Here is a 16886-nt window from a genome sequence, read left to right as displayed (position 1 = left end):
AAATCAAAAACTCCCTCGATATGAAAAAACTTTACATTTTCATCTTTTTAATCTTTCCTTCTTTATTAATAGCCCAAACCTCTTTCACCTCTAGTATCACTCCAGACTTATCAGCTTATGGTGAAGTCACTAATTATCCTGGAGAAGGCGAATATCAGATTTTTCTAGATACTCAAACTGGAATCCTAGACAAACCTATAATCGTCGTGGACGGCTTTGATCCTGGAGACTCCAGAGATATTCCTGGTTTATACAGTTTATTGGATTTTACAAGTAGCTCTGGTTCTCAAAACCTAGCAGATCTCGTGAGAGCAGAAGGTTTTGATGTTATTATTTTAAATTTCCCTACCTATCTAAGGGCAGCTGATGGTGCAACCGTTGATGGCGGTACCGATTTTATAGAGCGTAATGCCATGCTACTTGTAGAGCTTTTAGATATTATCAATACCGCAAAAGCTGGCAACAGTCCTGAGCAAAATGTTATTATAGGCCCTAGTATGGGTGGATTGATTTCAAGATATGCTTTAAATTACATGGAATCAAATGGATTAAATGCAGACACACGATTATACATGTCTTTTGACTCTCCGCACCATGGAGCAAATGTCCCCATTGGACTACAACACCAATTAAACTTTCTTGCTAATAACGGAACCCAACCCATTGCAGAAGTTCAGCCTCTGATTGACTCTTTCTTAAAGTCTCCGGCAGCACGACAGTTGTTAGTTGATCATTTTGAAGCTCATCTTCAGTCTGGAAGTAGTGTGAATTTTGATCCAACACTTACATTACCTCAAGCTCACCCATTTAGAGCCCAGTTTGAAAACAATATTAATAGTTTTAATAGTTCTGGATTTCCAGAAAATACTAGAAACGTTGCAATAATTAATGGAAGCGGAATCGGCAATTCTTATTTCGCATTAGGCAATAATGGGCCAACAGTAACCAACAGCTACACGGTAATCAATGATAGTTTTAGTGTTCCGGCAGGTGCCTTCACGGCGATAGTTGATGTTGAGATTTACTTTACTCCAGCGGCTGGCATCACCTCTTCAGTAAGTGATATTGGTATTTCACTTTTTGGTTTTGAAGTCGAGGGGTCTAACGCTAATAGCCAATCATTTTCATATTCCGATGGTGTAGATGCTGCACCTGGAGGTCTTTTTGATCTTGCTGCCCTTACCGGTGACATTGCAGCAGGTGGAGGTACTGCGGGTGACTTTGTGAATGCTTTACAGATTGATAAATTCAATTTTATTCCGTCGGTTAGCGCATTAGCCTTGGCAATAACAGATAACGAAATTGACTGGCATCATGACATCAACTTAATGGGTCGTGGTACAACGAATAACACTCCTTTTGACAATACCTTTTTACCAGATGAAAACGAACCGCATGTACAATTAACAGAGAATAACGTAAATTTTGCTTTAACAGAAATTTTGACTCCTTCCCTCGCTATTCCTGATAATGAAATGCTTGTTTTTAAATTAGAAAAAAATCCTATTAGAGAAGAATTGGTACTCCTTACGGAAAATACCTCAAACGCTAACATAGAAATTATAGATGTTTCGGGAAAAGTGGTATACAATACATCCATAGTATTATCTAATAGAACGGTCTTACCCATGGATCTGGCATCAGGATTCTATATTTTGAATGTGACCTCTGAAAATAATACCAATTTTACAACTAAGTTTGTTGCCAATTAAATAAGTAAATAAAAAAAGCGCTTCATGTAAAGCGCTTTTTTTATTTATACTTGAGTGGCAATTGAATCACTTTTTTTGTTTCAAAGAAAGCTTCCTCAAAATAGTCTGATAAAAGATACGCTTTTACTGTAGTATATTGTTTAAGCTCTTCTGTTAGGTCACCACCTTTTAAGTACAATATCCCATTCTTTAATTCATTTCGTTGCTTTTTAGCAATTTTACCTTTTACCCACTTGGTGAATTCTGGCATAGCTGTTACCGCTCTACTTACAATAAAGTCATAGGTTTCATCTATGGCCTCTACCCTACTATGGGTTGTTCTTACATTGGTTAGTTCAATGGCTTCACAAACCGCATTAATCACCTTGAGTTTTTTATTTATACTATCGACAAGGTGAAACTGACAGTTTGGAAACATTATTGCCAAAGGTACACCAGGAAAACCACCACCAGTCCCAACATCTAAAATTGAGGTATTTTCGGCAAACTCAACCACCTTTGCAATTCCTAAAGAATGTAGTACATGTCGTAAGTAAAGTTCATCAATATCCTTACGAGACACAACGTTGATTTTGGCATTCCAATACTTGTAAAGCTCTTCTAAAGCTGCAAACTGCTCAATTTGCGTTTCGGATAAATCAGGAAAATATTTGAGAATTAATTCCATTTAAATTGCTTTCTGCAAAAGTACATTTTTTAATGTGGATAATTTAAAACGAATCATAAGGCTTCCATTTAATTATTATTATATTTGAGGCCTATAACGTAATGTTTTTTAATCCTCAACGTTATAGATAAAAAATAAATACTGTATGGGACAGCAAACCTTATCATTTTCAAGAGCAGATTCTGCAAAATTCTTTAGAACACTTAACAAACGCGTCAACAATTACTTTAAAGAAAATAATATAAAGCGAACTGGAAATTGGCAACTATGGGTTAAAACCGTGGTTATGTTTGCCATTTTTCTTACTCCTTATTTCTTATTACTCACTTTAAACATGCCAACATGGGCACAAATTCTACTCACCATTGTCATGGGAGTTGGTATGGCAGGTGTTGGGATGAATGTCATGCACGACGGGAATCACGGCGCATTTTCCAATAAAGAATGGGTTAACCGTTTAATGGGAAGTAGCATTTACATTCTAGCGGGCAATGTTTATAACTGGAAAGTACAACACAATGTACTACATCACACTTACACAAATATTCACGGTCATGATGAAGATTTAGAGGCTGGAAGAATTCTACGTTTTTCTAAGCATGCCGAGTGGCGAAAACACCATAGATTTCAGCACTATTATTCGGTGTTACTTTATGGCTTACTAACCATTAACTGGGCTATTACTACAGATTTTCAACAAATGAAACGCTACATGAAGCGTAAATTGTCTTATGGTAAATTCCCAAACCCAATTGTTAATTGGAGTAAATTGGTTATTTCTAAACTGGTCTACGTTTCCATGTGGATTGTACTACCAATACTTCTTACTGATTTAGCTTGGTATGAGGTTCTTATTGGCTTCTTTATAATGCATTATGTGGCCGGACTTATATTGAGTATTGTGTTTCAATTAGCCCACGTTATGGACGAAGCCGAAATGCCAATGCCAGAAAAAGATGGTACCATGAAAAACACTTGGGCTGTTCATCAGCTCAAAACAACTGTAAATTTTGGTGCTAAAAACTGGCTAATCAATTGGTATACAGGTGGACTTAATCACCAGGTAGAACACCATATTTTTCCTAATATTAGTCATATTCATTACAATAAAATTGCTGAAATTGTAAAGGATACCGCTAAGGAATTCAATTTACCATACAAAGAATACGAAACCACAAGAAAAGCTATAGTCGCTCACTTTAAATTTTTAAAAGAAATGGGTATGCGACCATCAATGCAATCGTAATACTTTTATTCATTAACACATGAACCAACTTTCTGATAGAATTAACAATCTATCGACTTCGGCAACCCTTGCTATGGCGGCCAAAGCCAGAGAGCTTAGAGCAGAGGGTAAAGATATTATTGGGTTAAGTCTTGGCGAACCGGATTTTAACACACCAGATTTTGTAAAGGAAGCTGCTATAAAGGCAATAAACGACAACTACAATAGCTACACACCTGTTGATGGTTATGTGGAACTAAAGGACGCCATCATCACAAAATTTAAACGTGATAACAATCTTGACTACTCCAGATCCCAAATTGTAGTATCCAATGGCGCAAAGCAGTCGCTATATAACGTTGCTGCGGTCATGCTCAATGATGGAGACGAAGTTATTTTACCATGTCCTTATTGGGTAAGCTATGCAGATATTGTAAAGCTAAATGGAGGAGTACCTGTTGAAGTAAAAACAGATATTGGTAACGATTTTAAAATGACTGCCGAGCAATTACGAGCTGCCATTACACCAAAAACCAAAATGATTTGGTATAGCTCCCCTTGTAATCCTAGTGGATCGGTTTACAATAAAGAAGAGTTAAGAGCTATTGCTGATGTTTTGCAGCAATATCCAAATATTTACATTGTATCCGACGAAATCTATGAACATATCAACTTTATAGGCGGTCACCATAGCATGGCACAGTTCGAAGACATGTACGACAGGACAATTACAGTGAATGGGGTCTCTAAAGCTTTTGCTATGACGGGTTGGAGAATTGGCTATATTGGAGCGCCAGACTGGATCGCACGCGCTTGTAATAAAATGCAAGGTCAGGTAACAAGTGGTGCTAATTGTATTGCCCAACGTGCAGTGATTGCGGCACTAGAAGCAAATCCTTCTAAAATTCAATATATGATAGACGAATTTAAAGAACGTCGTCAATTAATTTTAGAGTTACTCGATGGTATAGAAGGCTTTAAAACTAATCAGCCAGAAGGAGCATTTTATGTCTTTCCAAATGTATCTGCTTATTTTGGTAAAACTATTAAGGGCAAGACCATTAACAATGCGACCGATATGTCTTTATTTCTATTGGAAGAAGCTTTAGTCGCGACAGTAACCGGTGAAGCTTTTGGAAATGCAGACTGTATACGTATTTCTTATGCCGCATCGAAAGAAGAGATTGTTGAAGCCATTAAAAGAATTAGAGAAGCTTTAAATTAAGAGGAATACATATTTTTAATACAAAAGCTATAATCCTTTACAGGAATTATAGCTTTTTTTATGCTATCCAAGATAACTAAACTGATTCATTTTAATAGGTTAATAGCTGGATAATGCCTCCTTTAGCATAAAGAAAAATACCAACCAGAGCAAAAAATAACACTACAGTGACCACTGCTACTTTTGCCATTCTGACCCTATGCTCTTCTCTTAGCCACTTAGCTATATTACGCAACTGCTTATGTGATGCTTTTGGCAAATCGTACTCCGTCCTATTGCTATGATTATAGCTTCCTATTGTATTTCTAAGCTTTTGGCGCTTAGAAAGCAGATTAAGGTTGTTTTTTATACTAGTTGACATATAACTTGCAGACATCGATTCTTGATTTAGAATTAAAGCATAGATTATTAGCATTGTACACACGTACATTGTTGAAAGAAAATAAAAGGCACATATAAAATGTGCCAGTTTGAGTTCAGAAATTAGGCTATTTCCTTAGAAAATGGCGATTAGCGCTATAACGAATACAGACAATTTTAAAATTGCTGCTATATGATCTACATTGCTCAATTGTGAAGACTTAATACGTTGTCTTATTCCAAAAATAGAGGAGGTTGTAGACTTACTAAAATTGTTCTTTACAATACTTTTGTAACTAGAATTTAACAAACCATTTGTTGGGTAACTGGACACCACAATGGGTTCTGGTACTGATTCTAATTCTTGATTTAATGCGAATTCCATGATTGATTATTTTTAATTGGTTACACTTATATGACGCAACAGCAATAAAAATGTTACACACAACATCACAACAACTATCTGATTTTAAGTACATAAAACCTAAAAGTATCAGTAAAAATATAGGCTAGCTAAATTTTTAATTTTTTTTCAAAAATTCAAAAACTATCTATTTCTCCAGAAAAAAGGAGTGAGCAGGATAAGTACAGTAAACAATTCCAATCGACCTAAAAGCATCATAAAAGACGCCCACCATTTCCCCAAAGGAGGTAATGCAGCATAGTTATTTACTGGTCCAAATTCTCCTAAGGCTGGTCCTACATTCCCTAAACTAGAAGCCGAAAGCCCTATGGCAGATTCAAAGTCTATCTGAAACATTGAAAACACCAAAGCTCCGATGATAAAGGATAACATATAGAGAATAAAGAAACCTAAGACATTAAATACAATATCCTTTGAGACAGACTTTGTATTATAACGAACCGGTAAAATGGCATTAGGATGTAACGAACGTTTAAACTCTAAAAAACCATTTTTTATTAGAATGAGATGGCGTACTACCTTAACACCACCGGACGTACTCCCTGCAGAACCTCCTAAAAACATCAATCCGAAGAAAAATACAGTTAAAAAGGGTGTCCACATCGTGTAATCAGCAGACACAAAACCCGTTGTGGTTACCACGGTTAATACCTGAAACAACGCATGTCTAACTGCACTTTCTGCTTCTCCCAAAACCATCGGATGCGCTATAGAAGATTGGGATACATCTGCCCTGAAATATATAAGTAATGCAGCAATAATTGTGAAAATGGCTATAAACCTAAAGTAGAGTTTAAATTCATCATCCTTTACAATTTTTACAACTTTGCCTTTGAATAGATAATAACTCAGTACAAAATTGGTACCTGCCAAAAACATAAATAATATAATGATATACTGAATCGCAGGGTTATCATTCCAATGTGCTATACTCGCATTTTTTGTAGAAAAACCACCTGTAGATAAGGTACTTAAGGCATGATTTATGGCATCAAAAAACGACATTCCTGCAATCTGGAGTAAAATAGTTTCAGCAACGGTATATCCAAAATAGATAAGCCATAAACGCTTGGCAGTATCCGTAATTCTTGGATGTAACTTATCTCCACCAGGCCCTGGAGCTTCAGCAGCAAATAACTGCATACCTCCAACACCTAATAAAGGAAGAATAGCAATGGCAAGTACAATAATCCCCATACCTCCAATCCAATGGGTCATGCTTCTCCAGAACAAAACACCCTCTGGCAATATTTCAATATCATTAAGTATACTTGCTCCAGTAGTGGTATAACCAGAGATCGTTTCAAAAAATGCTTCTGTAAAGGTGGGTATAGCGTCAGTAGCTAAATAGGGTAATGTTCCTGTGAGGGACATCACTATCCAACCAAAGGCAACAACAATGTAACCTTCGCGCTTATTCATTTCTTTACTGTGATTTTTAGTCACATACATCCCGATAGTTCCGATAAGAATCGTAGATAAGCTTGCAAGAAATAAATTAAGTGTTACACCGTCCTTGTAGATTAAGCTAATCAATGTGGCAAGCAACATAAAACCGCCATTGAACAACAACAACAATCCCAGAAAATGGAAAATGATTTTATAGTTAAGTCGAATTTTAGACATAAGAATGGCTTAAGAAAAAAAGGCTTCAACTTCTGAAATTGAACGCGGCAAACAACAGACTACGACTCTATCTCCTGCTTCAATCTTAAAACTTCCTAATGGAATCATACCTTCACCGTCCCTAATGACACCTCCGAAAATAGCAGACCTCGGGAAATTTAAATCCTTTATTAATTTATTCGTAATCTTAGAATTAGGTTTAACAACAAACTCCAGTAATTCTGCATTCATATTGGTAAGCTTGGTCATGGCTACAACCTCACCTTTTCTTATATATCTAAATATATTGTTTGCAGCCAGAAGCTTTTTATTAATTAGCGTATCAATACCTATAGATTGTGAGAGTTGATAGTAATCCATATTTTCAACCAAAGCAATAGTCTTCTTTACACCTTTGGATTTTGCCAATAGGCAAGACATGATATTGGTTTCAGAGTTTCCAGTTACGGATATAAATGCATCCATGTCTGATATATTTTCTTCTTCCAATATATCAACGTTTCTACCATCACCACAAATAATAAGGGCATTTGGAAGTCTGTCTGCTAAATCCTCAGCCATTGACTGCCTGCTCTCTACTAGCTTTACATTAAATTTACTTTTACAAAGGTCTCTTGCCGTTTTAAAACCAATTTTACTTCCACCTAGAATCATTACATTTTTAATTTCCGTCTTTACTTTACCGGATAATTCAAATAATTCGGCGTCACCCCCTTTAGAAGTCATGAACACAACCTTGTCTCCTTCCTTGAATTGGGTATCACCACGTGGAATAATGGTATACTGTGTTCCATATCGTTGTATGGCGATTGGTATAAAATGTAATTCGGGATAAATTTCAGCGGCTTCCTTTACCGTTTTACCAACAAATTTTGCGGTTCTCGATAAACGCAACCCTAGCATGGTCAATGCTCCCTCTTCAAACTCATAAGTATCGTTAAAACCATATTGGTTAAGTAATAATTCTATTTCAGATGCCGCAAGTGACTCTGGAGAAATTAACTCATCAATACCAAATTGTGAAAACCCTATGGTATCCTTTTCATCGATGAATTCGGTGTTGGATATTCTAGCAATAGTGCGTTGTGCACCAAGCTGTTTTGCTAAAACACTGGCTGTAATATTAGTCGTTTCAGACGATGTTACAGCTATAAATAAATCAACGGATTCAATCCTTGCTTCTCTGAGAATAGAAATGGATGTGGCATCACCTTTAATCGTTTTAATATCCAAATGCTCACCAGCATAGGTTAAACTATCTTTTTTGGTATCAATTAGGGTGATCTCTTGCGACTCGTAGGATAATAATTTCGCCAAATGAAATCCTACCTCTCCTGCACCTGCGATGATTATTTTCATTGTGTTTTCTTCAAAATAAACATACAAATATATGGATTAAGTTAGAAGTACTCAGGCTTGGGCACCTAAAGTTGAACATTTAGACAAAGTTTATAATGAAACCTTAAAGAGACTTAGAATTTAACTATAATATTTGAGGCACTTACGAACTTGCAACTTAATCCATATATTTGCCAAAAATTTCTAATGGCCGAAAAAGTAAAACCGTACAAGCACAGTGAAGCTTCTAAAAAAGAACAGGTCACTGAAATGTTTGATACCATCTCAAAAGAGTATGATGGCCTAAACCGTGTGATCTCTTTTGGTATTGATGTTAAGTGGAGAGAGAAAGTGGTTAAAATTGTTGGTGAGAAACAACCAAATAAGGTTTTAGACATCGCAACAGGAACTGGAGATCTAGCTATAAATCTCGCAGCAACGAATGCCAATGAAATTATTGGTCTAGATATTAGCAGTGGCATGTTGGAAGTTGGTAAGAAAAAAATAGCCACAAGAAAATTGGACAGTATAATCTCAATGGTCATTGGTGATTCTGAGAACCTTCCTTTTGAGAACGACACTTTTGATGCCATTACCGTCGCATTTGGTATTAGAAACTTTGAAAACCTAGAGCAAGGACTGTCCGAAATCTTGAGAGTGTTAAAACCAAATGGAATTTTTGTCATATTAGAAACCTCTGTACCCACCAACCCTATATACAGATTTGGATATAATGTATATTCAAAGTTTATTTTGCCCACAATAGGCAAGTTATTTTCTAAAGATAAAATCGCTTACAGTTACCTTAGCGAATCGGCCTCGGTTTTTCCATATGGAGAAGCCCTAAACAATATTTTAAGGAAAATTGGGTTTATTAATGTCGAAGATAAGCCACAAACGATGGGTGTGGCCACTATATATACAGCATCTAAAGCATAATATGAAACGTATTTTAGTTTTACTTATATTTTTATTGGCATTTAATAATGGTAATGCTCAACTGTTCACCAAGGAAAAGGTAGCAAACAATATTGACAATCTCGATCAAAAATTCTTGTCTTGGGGCTATTTTTTAGGTTTTAATCAATATGATTTTAAGTTTGATTATAACGAAGATTTGAGAGACATATTAGTGGATAAAACTTTTGGGTTTCATTTAGGGCTCATTGGAGATATGCGTATTAATAACTACATGAACTTGAGGTTAGAGCCTGGGGTATTTTTCACAACAAGAAATCTAAGATATGATGAAAGTTATTTTGCTGGCACTGATTTTAATGACTCTGACTTACTACGAGAGGTAAAATCCACTTACATACACATCCCATTATTATTAAAGGTGTCCACCAAACGCATAAACAACTTTAAACCTTTTATTATTGGTGGATTCTCTACCGCTCTAAACCTTTCCAGTAATCAGGATAATCCGGACGACAACAGTGCAGGTGAGTTTAGAATGAAGAAAAACACCTATTTCTATGAAATCGGTTTTGGGATAGACCTTTACTTACTGTACTTTAAGTTTACCCCTTCCATTCGAGGTGTTTTTGCTATTAATGATGAAATTGTAAGGGATGCTGATCCCAATAGCCCATGGACTGGAAATGTGGCAAAAATGCAAACCAGAGGTATTTTTATCAACTTTACGTTTCAATAATCCTTCTTCTAAATTCACTAAGAACAATAGCTGCAGCATTGGCGACGTTTAAACTTTCCGTATCTTTTGTGGCACCAAATCGCGGAATGGATAATTTCCTAGTCATTATTGACGTGATGTCTTTTGAAATACCATTGGCTTCGTTACCAAGAACAACAATGCCTTCTTTGGGCAAATCCGTTTGGTAAATATTTTCACCTTCCATATAAGTTCCAAAAACAGTTGTTTTCTGGTGAGACAAAAAATCCAACAAATCAACATAAGAAACATTTACACGTGTTAAAGACCCCATGGTCGCCTGCACAACTTTTGGGTTGTAACAATCTACTGTATTTAAACTGCAGAACAAGTTCTTTACACCGTACCAGTCACAGAGTCTTATAATGGTTCCCAAGTTTCCTGGATCCCTGACATCATCCAAGGCAACAACCAAACCATCGGTATCAACTTTTAATGGTTTAGGAATTTTAAAAACCGCTAAAGCCGTATTTGGATTTTTTAAAGTTGAGAGTTTACTTAATTCTTTTTCTGATATAATTACCGTTTGGCCATGAGGAGCTTCAAAAATAGGTTTTGTAGTATATAAGGTCTCCAATTCAAAACCTGAATTTAAAAATTCACGAATACCTTTTATACCTTCAACAGTAAACTGCTGCAACTGTTGTCTGTATTTTTTTTGGTTTAAACTTTTAATTAACTTTATTTCTTGCTTTGTAACCATTAAAATGTCTTTACTTTTGCTTAGATTCACTACAAAGTAAATCTATTTTGGATTAATTTTTGTTTACAGCAACCCATATCAATAAAATATACATCAAAACAACTTGAAAATTCAATTTTCAATATTATCTAAATATCCTAAAATACGACATGGTATTTTGATGTTAACTTTAATACTATCATTTAGTTCCTGCAATGTCGTTAAGCGTGTAAAATCCAATGAACATCTCATTACCAAAAACACAATCGTTGAAGATGGCAAAACCATTAAAGATGAGCGCATAAATAACATCATTATACAGAAAACCAATTCTGGTATGAACAGCTTTTTTGGCTTCCCGCTAAAATTGCATGTGTATAATCTCGCTAGACCAAATATAGATTCTATAATTGAAGCTAAAGTCTTAAGTGATTCGTCTAAAGTACGCTGGAAAACAAAACTACTTTCCAAAAAACAATTTGACAGAGAAATCCAATCTCGAAAAAACTTTAACAGTTGGCTAAAGCGCACAGGAGAAGCACCAACCATTTATAATGAAGACAAAACGGTTAAAACTTCAAATAATCTTAGAAAATATTATTACAGTAAGGGCTGGTTTGACAATGAAGTAAGCTTTGAGGTTGAAAAAGACAGCAACAAAAGAGCCCAAGTCACCTACAAGGTAACTAAAAAAAAGCCTTATACTTTGGATTCTCTTAGGCCTAATATTAGTAGTCCTTTAATAGATTCCCTATACCCTAAATTTATAAAAGCAACTCTACTTAAAAAAGGGGAGCAGTACGATGAGCAAAATTTCGAAAGCGAACGTGAGCGTATTAGCAAATATCTTAGGAATGTTGGATTCTATTACTTTAGCCAGGATTATATAAGGTTTGAAACAGATACGATTGACACTAACCATAAAATAAATACCGACCTCATCATAGCAAACCGCCTGATAAGAACCGAGGATTCCACCATTTTAGAACCTTTCAAAATATTTAAAATTAAGGAGGTAAATATTTTTACTGACGACAATTTTGAAAATCGTTTCAAAACCATTTCAGATACGACCTTTTATAAAGATTTTAATCTTTATAGCAAAGAAAAACTAAGGTTTAGACCTAAAGCCATAACGGATGCTGTTTTCATCAACAAAGGGGATATTTATACTGATTTAGCACGTAGTCGATCCTTACGTTATCTTAACGATTTACAGGTATTTAGATACCCAAGTATAGAATATGTAGAAAATACAGAAGACACAAGCTTAACCGCTAACATCTACTTAGAACCAAAAAAGAAATATGCCTTAAGTTTAGATGTAGACGTGTCACAAAGTAACATACAAACTATTGGCTTTTCCGTAACACCAGGATTAAAAATCAGAAATATTTTTAGAGGTGCAGAAACTTTAGAAATCAGTGGTATTGCCGCCATTGGAGCTTCAAAAAACAGAAGTGATGATGTTAGTGCCTTTTTTGATATCAACGAATTTGGGGGTAACATTAGATTAACCATACCTAGGCTATTTACCCCGTTTAATACAGATAAGATTATTCCAAAATATATGTCGCCAAGCACCGCCATTAATGCCTCTGTTACAAGTCAGCAAAATATTGGTTTAGACAAACAAACCCTATCAGGCTTATTGAGTTACAACTGGTCTCCTTCGCAAACTGTTACTAATAGATTAGAGTTTTTTAATGTTCAGTTTGTCAAAAATTTAAATACAAGTAATTATTTTGGGGTATATACCAATTCATATAGTCGCCTCAACACGATTGCACAAAATATCGGCTACATATCCTCTAACGACAATTTAACAATCCCAACAGAAGCGGATCAGTTTATTAATGATGTCATCAACGGAAATACCAGTTTAGCTCCTACGGACGACGATTTTATTGTAGTTAATAATATTGAAGAGCGAAAACAACGTCTTACGGAAAACAACCTTATCTTTTCAACGAGTTTTGATTATAAAAAGGACAAGCGTACCAGTATTTTTGATAATGATTTTTCCATTTTCAAATGGCGAGTTGAACTCGCAGGAAATTTACTGTCTAACGTGTCTGAACTTTTAGGAAGCCCCAAAAATGAAAATGGTAATTACGAAATTTTTGGAGTGGCATTTTCTCAATACTTTAAGACCGAAATTGATTACGTCAAATATTTTGATTTAGGCAGAAATAACGTTTTTGCCTTTAGGAGTTATGCTGGAATTGCTATTCCCTATGGTAATTCCAATAGTATACCTTTTGCAGAAAGTTTTTTTGGTGGTGGACCTAATGACAATAGAGCATGGACGGCATACAATCTTGGACCTGGAAGCTCGAGTACTACAAATGAATTTAACGAAGCTAACTTTAAAATTCATTTGAGTGCAGAACAACGTTTTGGCCTTTTTGGGGATTTAAGGGGAGCGCTCTTTGTAGATGCCGGAAACATTTGGAATGTTTTGGATAATGTTGAAGATGATAAAGCCACCTTTTCAAGCTTTAACTCCCTTAAAGATATTGCCATTGGATCTGGATTTGGACTTCGTTATGATTTTGGTTTTTTTGTACTGCGTTTTGATACCGGTTTCAAAACGTATGAGCCTTCACTAACTCTGGGCGATCGTTGGTTTAAAAGCTATAATTTTAGAAACGCAGTCTATAATATCGGTATTAATTATCCATTCTAAAAAAGCGTTGCTTTTCTACATCGTTTTCGACCTTAAATGAAGCATTAATCTTTAAAAACTACCGAAAAGATACCTAAAATTATGTATTTTTGATATCTAATTTTCAATCATAAAATCATGAGTCACAATATCAAACCTGGAGTTGCAACAGGAAGAGAAGTTCAGGAAATTTTCAAGTTAGCCAAAGAAAAAGGATTCGCCTTACCAGCAGTAAATGTTATAGGATCAAATACCATTAATGGTGTTTTAGAAACCGCAAAGGCCTTAAATGCACCTGTCATCATTCAATTTTCAAATGGTGGCGCACAGTTTAATGCCGGAAAAGGTTTAGGCAACGATAACCAAAAAGGAGCAATCGCAGGGGGAATTGCGGGTGCAAAACACGTACATCACATGGCTGAAGCTTATGGTGTTCCTGTAATTTTACATACCGACCACTGTGCAAAAAAATTATTGCCTTGGATTGATGGTTTATTAGATGCAAGTGAGAAACATTTTGAGGAAACAGGAAAACCACTTTACAGTTCTCATATGATAGACTTATCTGAAGAGCCTATTGAGGAAAATATAGAAATCTGCAAACAATATCTAGCTCGTATGAGCAAGATGGGTATGACCCTAGAAATAGAGCTTGGAATTACAGGTGGTGAAGAAGATGGCGTGGACAATAGCGATGTTGATGCTTCCAAGTTGTACACACAACCAGAAGAAGTAGCTTATGCATATGAAGAATTAAGCAAGGTAAGTGATCAATTCACTATAGCTGCAGCTTTTGGAAATGTTCACGGTGTATACAAACCAGGTAATGTTAAGTTGACACCAAAAATATTAAAGAATTCACAAGAATACATTACTAAAAAATACAACGTTGGTCATAACCATATCGATTTTGTATTCCATGGTGGTTCTGGCTCTACAGTAGAAGAAATTAGAGAGGCTATTGGTTACGGTGTTATCAAAATGAACATTGACACCGACATGCAATGGGCTTTTTTAAGTGGTGTTAGAGACTACATACAAGACAATCATGACTTTTTACAAACGCAAATTGGTAACCCAGAAGGTGATGATGTTCCTAACAAAAAATACTACGACCCAAGAGTGTGGTTAAGAAAAGGAGAACAAGCTTTTGTTGAGCGTCTTAAAAAAGCGTTTGAGGACTTAAACAACGTCAATACTTTATCATAAAAATTAATATAAGAACCAACCTATCGAAGCCATTTCTTAGTTTCGATAGGTTTGTTCATTTTAATAATTACATGAAACAACCGTTTTGTGTTTAATTAATTAATAGTAATTTTGCCTTAACTAACTAACAGCAATAATTATAGAAATCTTTTTAATCTATAATTGAGAAATACCCCTAAGCATGGTCAAAGGGTCTAAAACATCATAATTATATGGCTTGGTTTAAGAGAAAAGATAAAGGTATCCAAACCTCTACCGAAGAAAAAAAAGATACTCCCAAAGGACTTTGGTATAAATCTCCTACCGGAAAAATCATTGATACTAAAGAACTGGAACAGAATTTTTATGTAAGTCCTGAAGACGGCTACCATGTAAGAATTGGAAGCAAAGAATACTTTGAAATTCTGTTTGACGATAATAAGTTTAAAGAGCTGGATGCTAACTTAAGCTCTAAGGATCCGCTAAAATTTGAGGATACTAAAAAATATCCAGATAGGTTAAAAGCTGCTCAGGCCAAAACCAATCTTAAAGATGCTGTCCGTACTGCGGTTGGAAAATCTATGGGTGAGGATTTGGTTATTGCCTGTATGGATTTTAGCTTTATTGGTGGATCTATGGGAAGTGTTGTAGGTGAAAAAATTGCCCGAGCTGCGGACTATGCGCTAAAACACAAAATTCCATTTATGATTATAAGTAAGTCTGGTGGCGCACGTATGATGGAAGCAGCATTATCCTTAATGCAATTGGCAAAAACCTCTGCAAAGTTGGCGCAATTAGCAGAAGCTAAAATCCCATACATTTCATTATGTACGGATCCAACAACTGGAGGAACCACCGCTTCTTTTGCCATGCTTGGAGACATTAACATCGCCGAGCCTGGAGCATTAATTGGTTTTGCTGGACCAAGAGTGGTAAGAGATACTACTGGGCAAGAATTACCAGAAGGTTTCCAGACATCAGAGTTCTTGCTAGAACATGGTTTCTTGGATTTTATTGCGCATCGAAAAGACCTTAAGAAAAAAATAAACCTCTACATTGATTTGATAAAAAATCAGCCATTAAGAGCATAAAAAAAAGCGAGCCAAACAGCTCGCTTTTTTTATGCAATCAACTAAAACTAAACCAACTCTTAATTTAATGTTATGGGTATTTCCGTACCATTATTGAAGGTAAACGTGGCTTGGTTATCGCAATCGCCATCACCAAAATCAAAAATACCCCCAAAGTTGGTGCGCTGCACATCAAACGAACCGCTTACAATATTAGAGCATATGACCTCTCGTCTTAGAGGAGTTAGTACTTCATACGTATGTGTATTGCCATTAACAAATGTTGCCGTCCAATCACCTGTAATTTCAAACACATTATCACTAAATACACCACTACCAAAACCTTCTACCCACTCTCTTATGCGTGCACCTTCTCTGGAGGCCTGTACACCATTTGGCCAAATTACCGTGATGCTCAAGTCATGTGTAAACTGTGGATTTCCATTCTCGTTTGATAATTCTTTTAATATAGAGCGATTGGCAATAATCTGTTTGGCATCAAAATAAAAATCAACTAAATAATAATTAATCATAATTTGCTGCGCTTCCGTATCTCTTGTATAATCAAAAACAAGTTGTCCTCGTATAAGATGACCATTCACATAACAACCTTCAATACCAAAATCCAAGGTTACTTCTCTATAATTTTGTTGTGCAATAACCGTTATGGTTACACATTCCGGAATACCACTCGTAAAAGTACCTCTACCTAGCTCACTGGACTCTCGATTTTCATACGCTTCCACAACCAAATCTCCCAGCATATTATCAACCTGATCAATCTCTGCAGAACGTTGTAACTCTGTTGTATCCATGGAAAGACTTTCATCCTCACCAGATCCGTCATTATCACTACACGAGGTAAAAACTAAACCTAGAATGAAAAGACCTACAATTCCTTTCTTGAGCACATTAAAATTTTGACGCACATCACCCCTAAGGAAATTCTTTAATTTAAGATTCGAAAAATTCATAATTACTTTTTTTACTGTTAATACGTTGATAAGACCATAACAATTTCAAAAG

15 protein-coding genes are annotated in these 16886 nt (G+C 35.7%); 8 read left to right on the top strand and 7 right to left on the bottom strand.

All coding sequences use genetic code 11. The features are described 5' to 3' along the window. Positions 1-20: 20 nt before the first annotated feature. Entirely contained in the window at positions 21-1712 is a 1692-nt protein-coding gene (locus tag ACFQ1K_RS01575; RefSeq protein ID WP_320555415.1) for a T9SS type A sorting domain-containing protein, read from the top strand. 40 nt (positions 1713-1752) lie between these two features. Here the strand turns inward: ACFQ1K_RS01575 and rsmG are convergent, their stop codons facing one another. Then, on the bottom strand, positions 1753-2379 hold the full coding sequence (gene rsmG, locus ACFQ1K_RS01570; protein WP_320555416.1) for a 16S rRNA (guanine(527)-N(7))-methyltransferase RsmG: 627 nt from the start codon (positions 2377-2379) through the stop codon (positions 1753-1755). 145 nt (positions 2380-2524) lie between these two features. Between rsmG and ACFQ1K_RS01565 the strand changes: the two genes are divergently transcribed. Further along, complete coding sequence (locus tag ACFQ1K_RS01565; protein WP_320555417.1) at positions 2525-3625, top strand: fatty acid desaturase family protein; 1101 nt, start codon at positions 2525-2527, stop codon at positions 3623-3625. Between the two features lie 19 nt (positions 3626-3644). Next, entirely contained in the window at positions 3645-4829 is a 1185-nt protein-coding gene (locus ACFQ1K_RS01560; RefSeq protein WP_320555418.1) for a pyridoxal phosphate-dependent aminotransferase, read from the top strand. Positions 4830-4920: 91 nt separating this feature from the next. On the opposite strand, the gene ACFQ1K_RS01555 is transcribed toward ACFQ1K_RS01560, so the two are convergent. From ACFQ1K_RS01555 to trkA, 4 genes are all read right to left on the bottom strand, one after another. Next, complete coding sequence (locus ACFQ1K_RS01555; RefSeq protein WP_386133622.1) at positions 4921-5205, bottom strand: hypothetical protein; 285 nt, start codon at positions 5203-5205, stop codon at positions 4921-4923. A gap of 120 nt (positions 5206-5325) precedes the next feature. Beyond that, a complete protein-coding gene (locus ACFQ1K_RS01550) occupies positions 5326-5574 on the bottom strand; it encodes a hypothetical protein (protein ID WP_320555420.1) in 249 nt (82 codons plus the stop codon). 162 nt (positions 5575-5736) lie between these two features. After that, positions 5737-7239: a TrkH family potassium uptake protein gene (locus tag ACFQ1K_RS01545; RefSeq protein WP_320555421.1), complete on the bottom strand. Its 1503-nt coding sequence runs from the start codon at positions 7237-7239 to the stop codon at positions 5737-5739. 9 nt (positions 7240-7248) lie between these two features. Further along, positions 7249-8598 (bottom strand): Trk system potassium transporter TrkA, encoded by a 1350-nt coding sequence (gene trkA / locus ACFQ1K_RS01540; RefSeq protein WP_320555422.1) that lies wholly within the window; start codon positions 8596-8598, stop codon positions 7249-7251. Positions 8599-8784: 186 nt separating this feature from the next. Between trkA and ubiE the strand changes: the two genes are divergently transcribed. Both ubiE and porT read left to right on the top strand, forming a co-directional pair. Beyond that, positions 8785-9516: a bifunctional demethylmenaquinone methyltransferase/2-methoxy-6-polyprenyl-1,4-benzoquinol methylase UbiE gene (ubiE, locus tag ACFQ1K_RS01535; protein WP_320555423.1), complete on the top strand. Its 732-nt coding sequence runs from the start codon at positions 8785-8787 to the stop codon at positions 9514-9516. A gap of 1 nt (position 9517) precedes the next feature. Continuing rightward, positions 9518-10234: a type IX secretion/gliding motility protein PorT/SprT gene (porT, locus tag ACFQ1K_RS01530; protein WP_320555424.1), complete on the top strand. Its 717-nt coding sequence runs from the start codon at positions 9518-9520 to the stop codon at positions 10232-10234. On the opposite strand, the gene ACFQ1K_RS01525 is transcribed toward porT, so the two are convergent. After that, entirely contained in the window at positions 10221-10955 is a 735-nt protein-coding gene (locus ACFQ1K_RS01525) for a TrmH family RNA methyltransferase (protein WP_320555425.1), read from the bottom strand. The genes porT and ACFQ1K_RS01525 overlap by 14 nt on opposite strands. A 103-nt stretch (positions 10956-11058) precedes the next feature. Here ACFQ1K_RS01525 and tamL point away from each other — a divergent pair, with 103 nt between their 5' ends. The 3 genes from tamL (at position 11059) to accD (ending at position 15881) form a co-directional block, all read left to right on the top strand. Next, positions 11059-13623, top strand: coding sequence for a translocation and assembly module lipoprotein TamL (tamL, locus tag ACFQ1K_RS01520; protein WP_320555426.1), 2565 nt, complete (start codon positions 11059-11061; stop codon positions 13621-13623). A 117-nt stretch (positions 13624-13740) separates the two neighbouring features. After that, positions 13741-14811, top strand: a complete 1071-nt coding sequence (gene fbaA, locus ACFQ1K_RS01515; RefSeq protein WP_320555427.1) for a class II fructose-bisphosphate aldolase — start codon at positions 13741-13743, stop codon at positions 14809-14811. A gap of 212 nt (positions 14812-15023) precedes the next feature. Next, positions 15024-15881, top strand: a complete 858-nt coding sequence (gene accD / locus ACFQ1K_RS01510) for an acetyl-CoA carboxylase, carboxyltransferase subunit beta (protein ID WP_320555428.1) — start codon at positions 15024-15026, stop codon at positions 15879-15881. Between the two features lie 59 nt (positions 15882-15940). Here accD and ACFQ1K_RS01505 read toward each other — a convergent pair whose 3' ends face one another. Beyond that, the gene (locus ACFQ1K_RS01505) at positions 15941-16834 is read right to left on the bottom strand and encodes a hypothetical protein (RefSeq protein WP_320555429.1); all 894 of its coding nucleotides are present in this window, start codon (positions 16832-16834) and stop codon (positions 15941-15943) included. Between the last annotated feature and the right edge of the window lie 52 nt (positions 16835-16886).

It is taken from the genome of Winogradskyella aquimaris, from assembly GCF_042676105.1.
GTDB classification, from domain to species: domain Bacteria; phylum Bacteroidota; class Bacteroidia; order Flavobacteriales; family Flavobacteriaceae; genus Winogradskyella; species Winogradskyella aquimaris.
Note: the sequence above shows the minus strand (reverse complement) of the source record. Positions and strands in the feature narration are given on the sequence as shown.

What these genes read in the sequence shown, in the direction of transcription:
- ACFQ1K_RS01575 (WP_320555415.1), top strand. Translation starts at nt 21, where the DNA reads ATGAAAAAACTTTACATTTTCATCTTTTTAATCTTTCCTTCTTTATTA.
- rsmG (WP_320555416.1), bottom strand. Translation starts at nt 2,379, where the DNA reads ATGGAATTAATTCTCAAATATTTTCCTGATTTATCCGAAACGCAAATT.
- ACFQ1K_RS01565 (WP_320555417.1), top strand. Translation starts at nt 2,525, where the DNA reads ATGGGACAGCAAACCTTATCATTTTCAAGAGCAGATTCTGCAAAATTC.
- ACFQ1K_RS01560 (WP_320555418.1), top strand. Translation starts at nt 3,645, where the DNA reads ATGAACCAACTTTCTGATAGAATTAACAATCTATCGACTTCGGCAACC.
- ACFQ1K_RS01555 (WP_386133622.1), bottom strand. Translation starts at nt 5,205, where the DNA reads ATGTCTGCAAGTTATATGTCAACTAGTATAAAAAACAACCTTAATCTG.
- ACFQ1K_RS01550 (WP_320555420.1), bottom strand. Translation starts at nt 5,574, where the DNA reads ATGGAATTCGCATTAAATCAAGAATTAGAATCAGTACCAGAACCCATT.
- ACFQ1K_RS01545 (WP_320555421.1), bottom strand. Translation starts at nt 7,239, where the DNA reads ATGTCTAAAATTCGACTTAACTATAAAATCATTTTCCATTTTCTGGGA.
- trkA (WP_320555422.1), bottom strand. Translation starts at nt 8,598, where the DNA reads ATGAAAATAATCATCGCAGGTGCAGGAGAGGTAGGATTTCATTTGGCG.
- ubiE (WP_320555423.1), top strand. Translation starts at nt 8,785, where the DNA reads ATGGCCGAAAAAGTAAAACCGTACAAGCACAGTGAAGCTTCTAAAAAA.
- porT (WP_320555424.1), top strand. Translation starts at nt 9,518, where the DNA reads ATGAAACGTATTTTAGTTTTACTTATATTTTTATTGGCATTTAATAAT.
- ACFQ1K_RS01525 (WP_320555425.1), bottom strand. Translation starts at nt 10,955, where the DNA reads ATGGTTACAAAGCAAGAAATAAAGTTAATTAAAAGTTTAAACCAAAAA.
- fbaA (WP_320555427.1), top strand. Translation starts at nt 13,741, where the DNA reads ATGAGTCACAATATCAAACCTGGAGTTGCAACAGGAAGAGAAGTTCAG.
- accD (WP_320555428.1), top strand. Translation starts at nt 15,024, where the DNA reads ATGGCTTGGTTTAAGAGAAAAGATAAAGGTATCCAAACCTCTACCGAA.
- ACFQ1K_RS01505 (WP_320555429.1), bottom strand. Translation starts at nt 16,834, where the DNA reads ATGAATTTTTCGAATCTTAAATTAAAGAATTTCCTTAGGGGTGATGTG.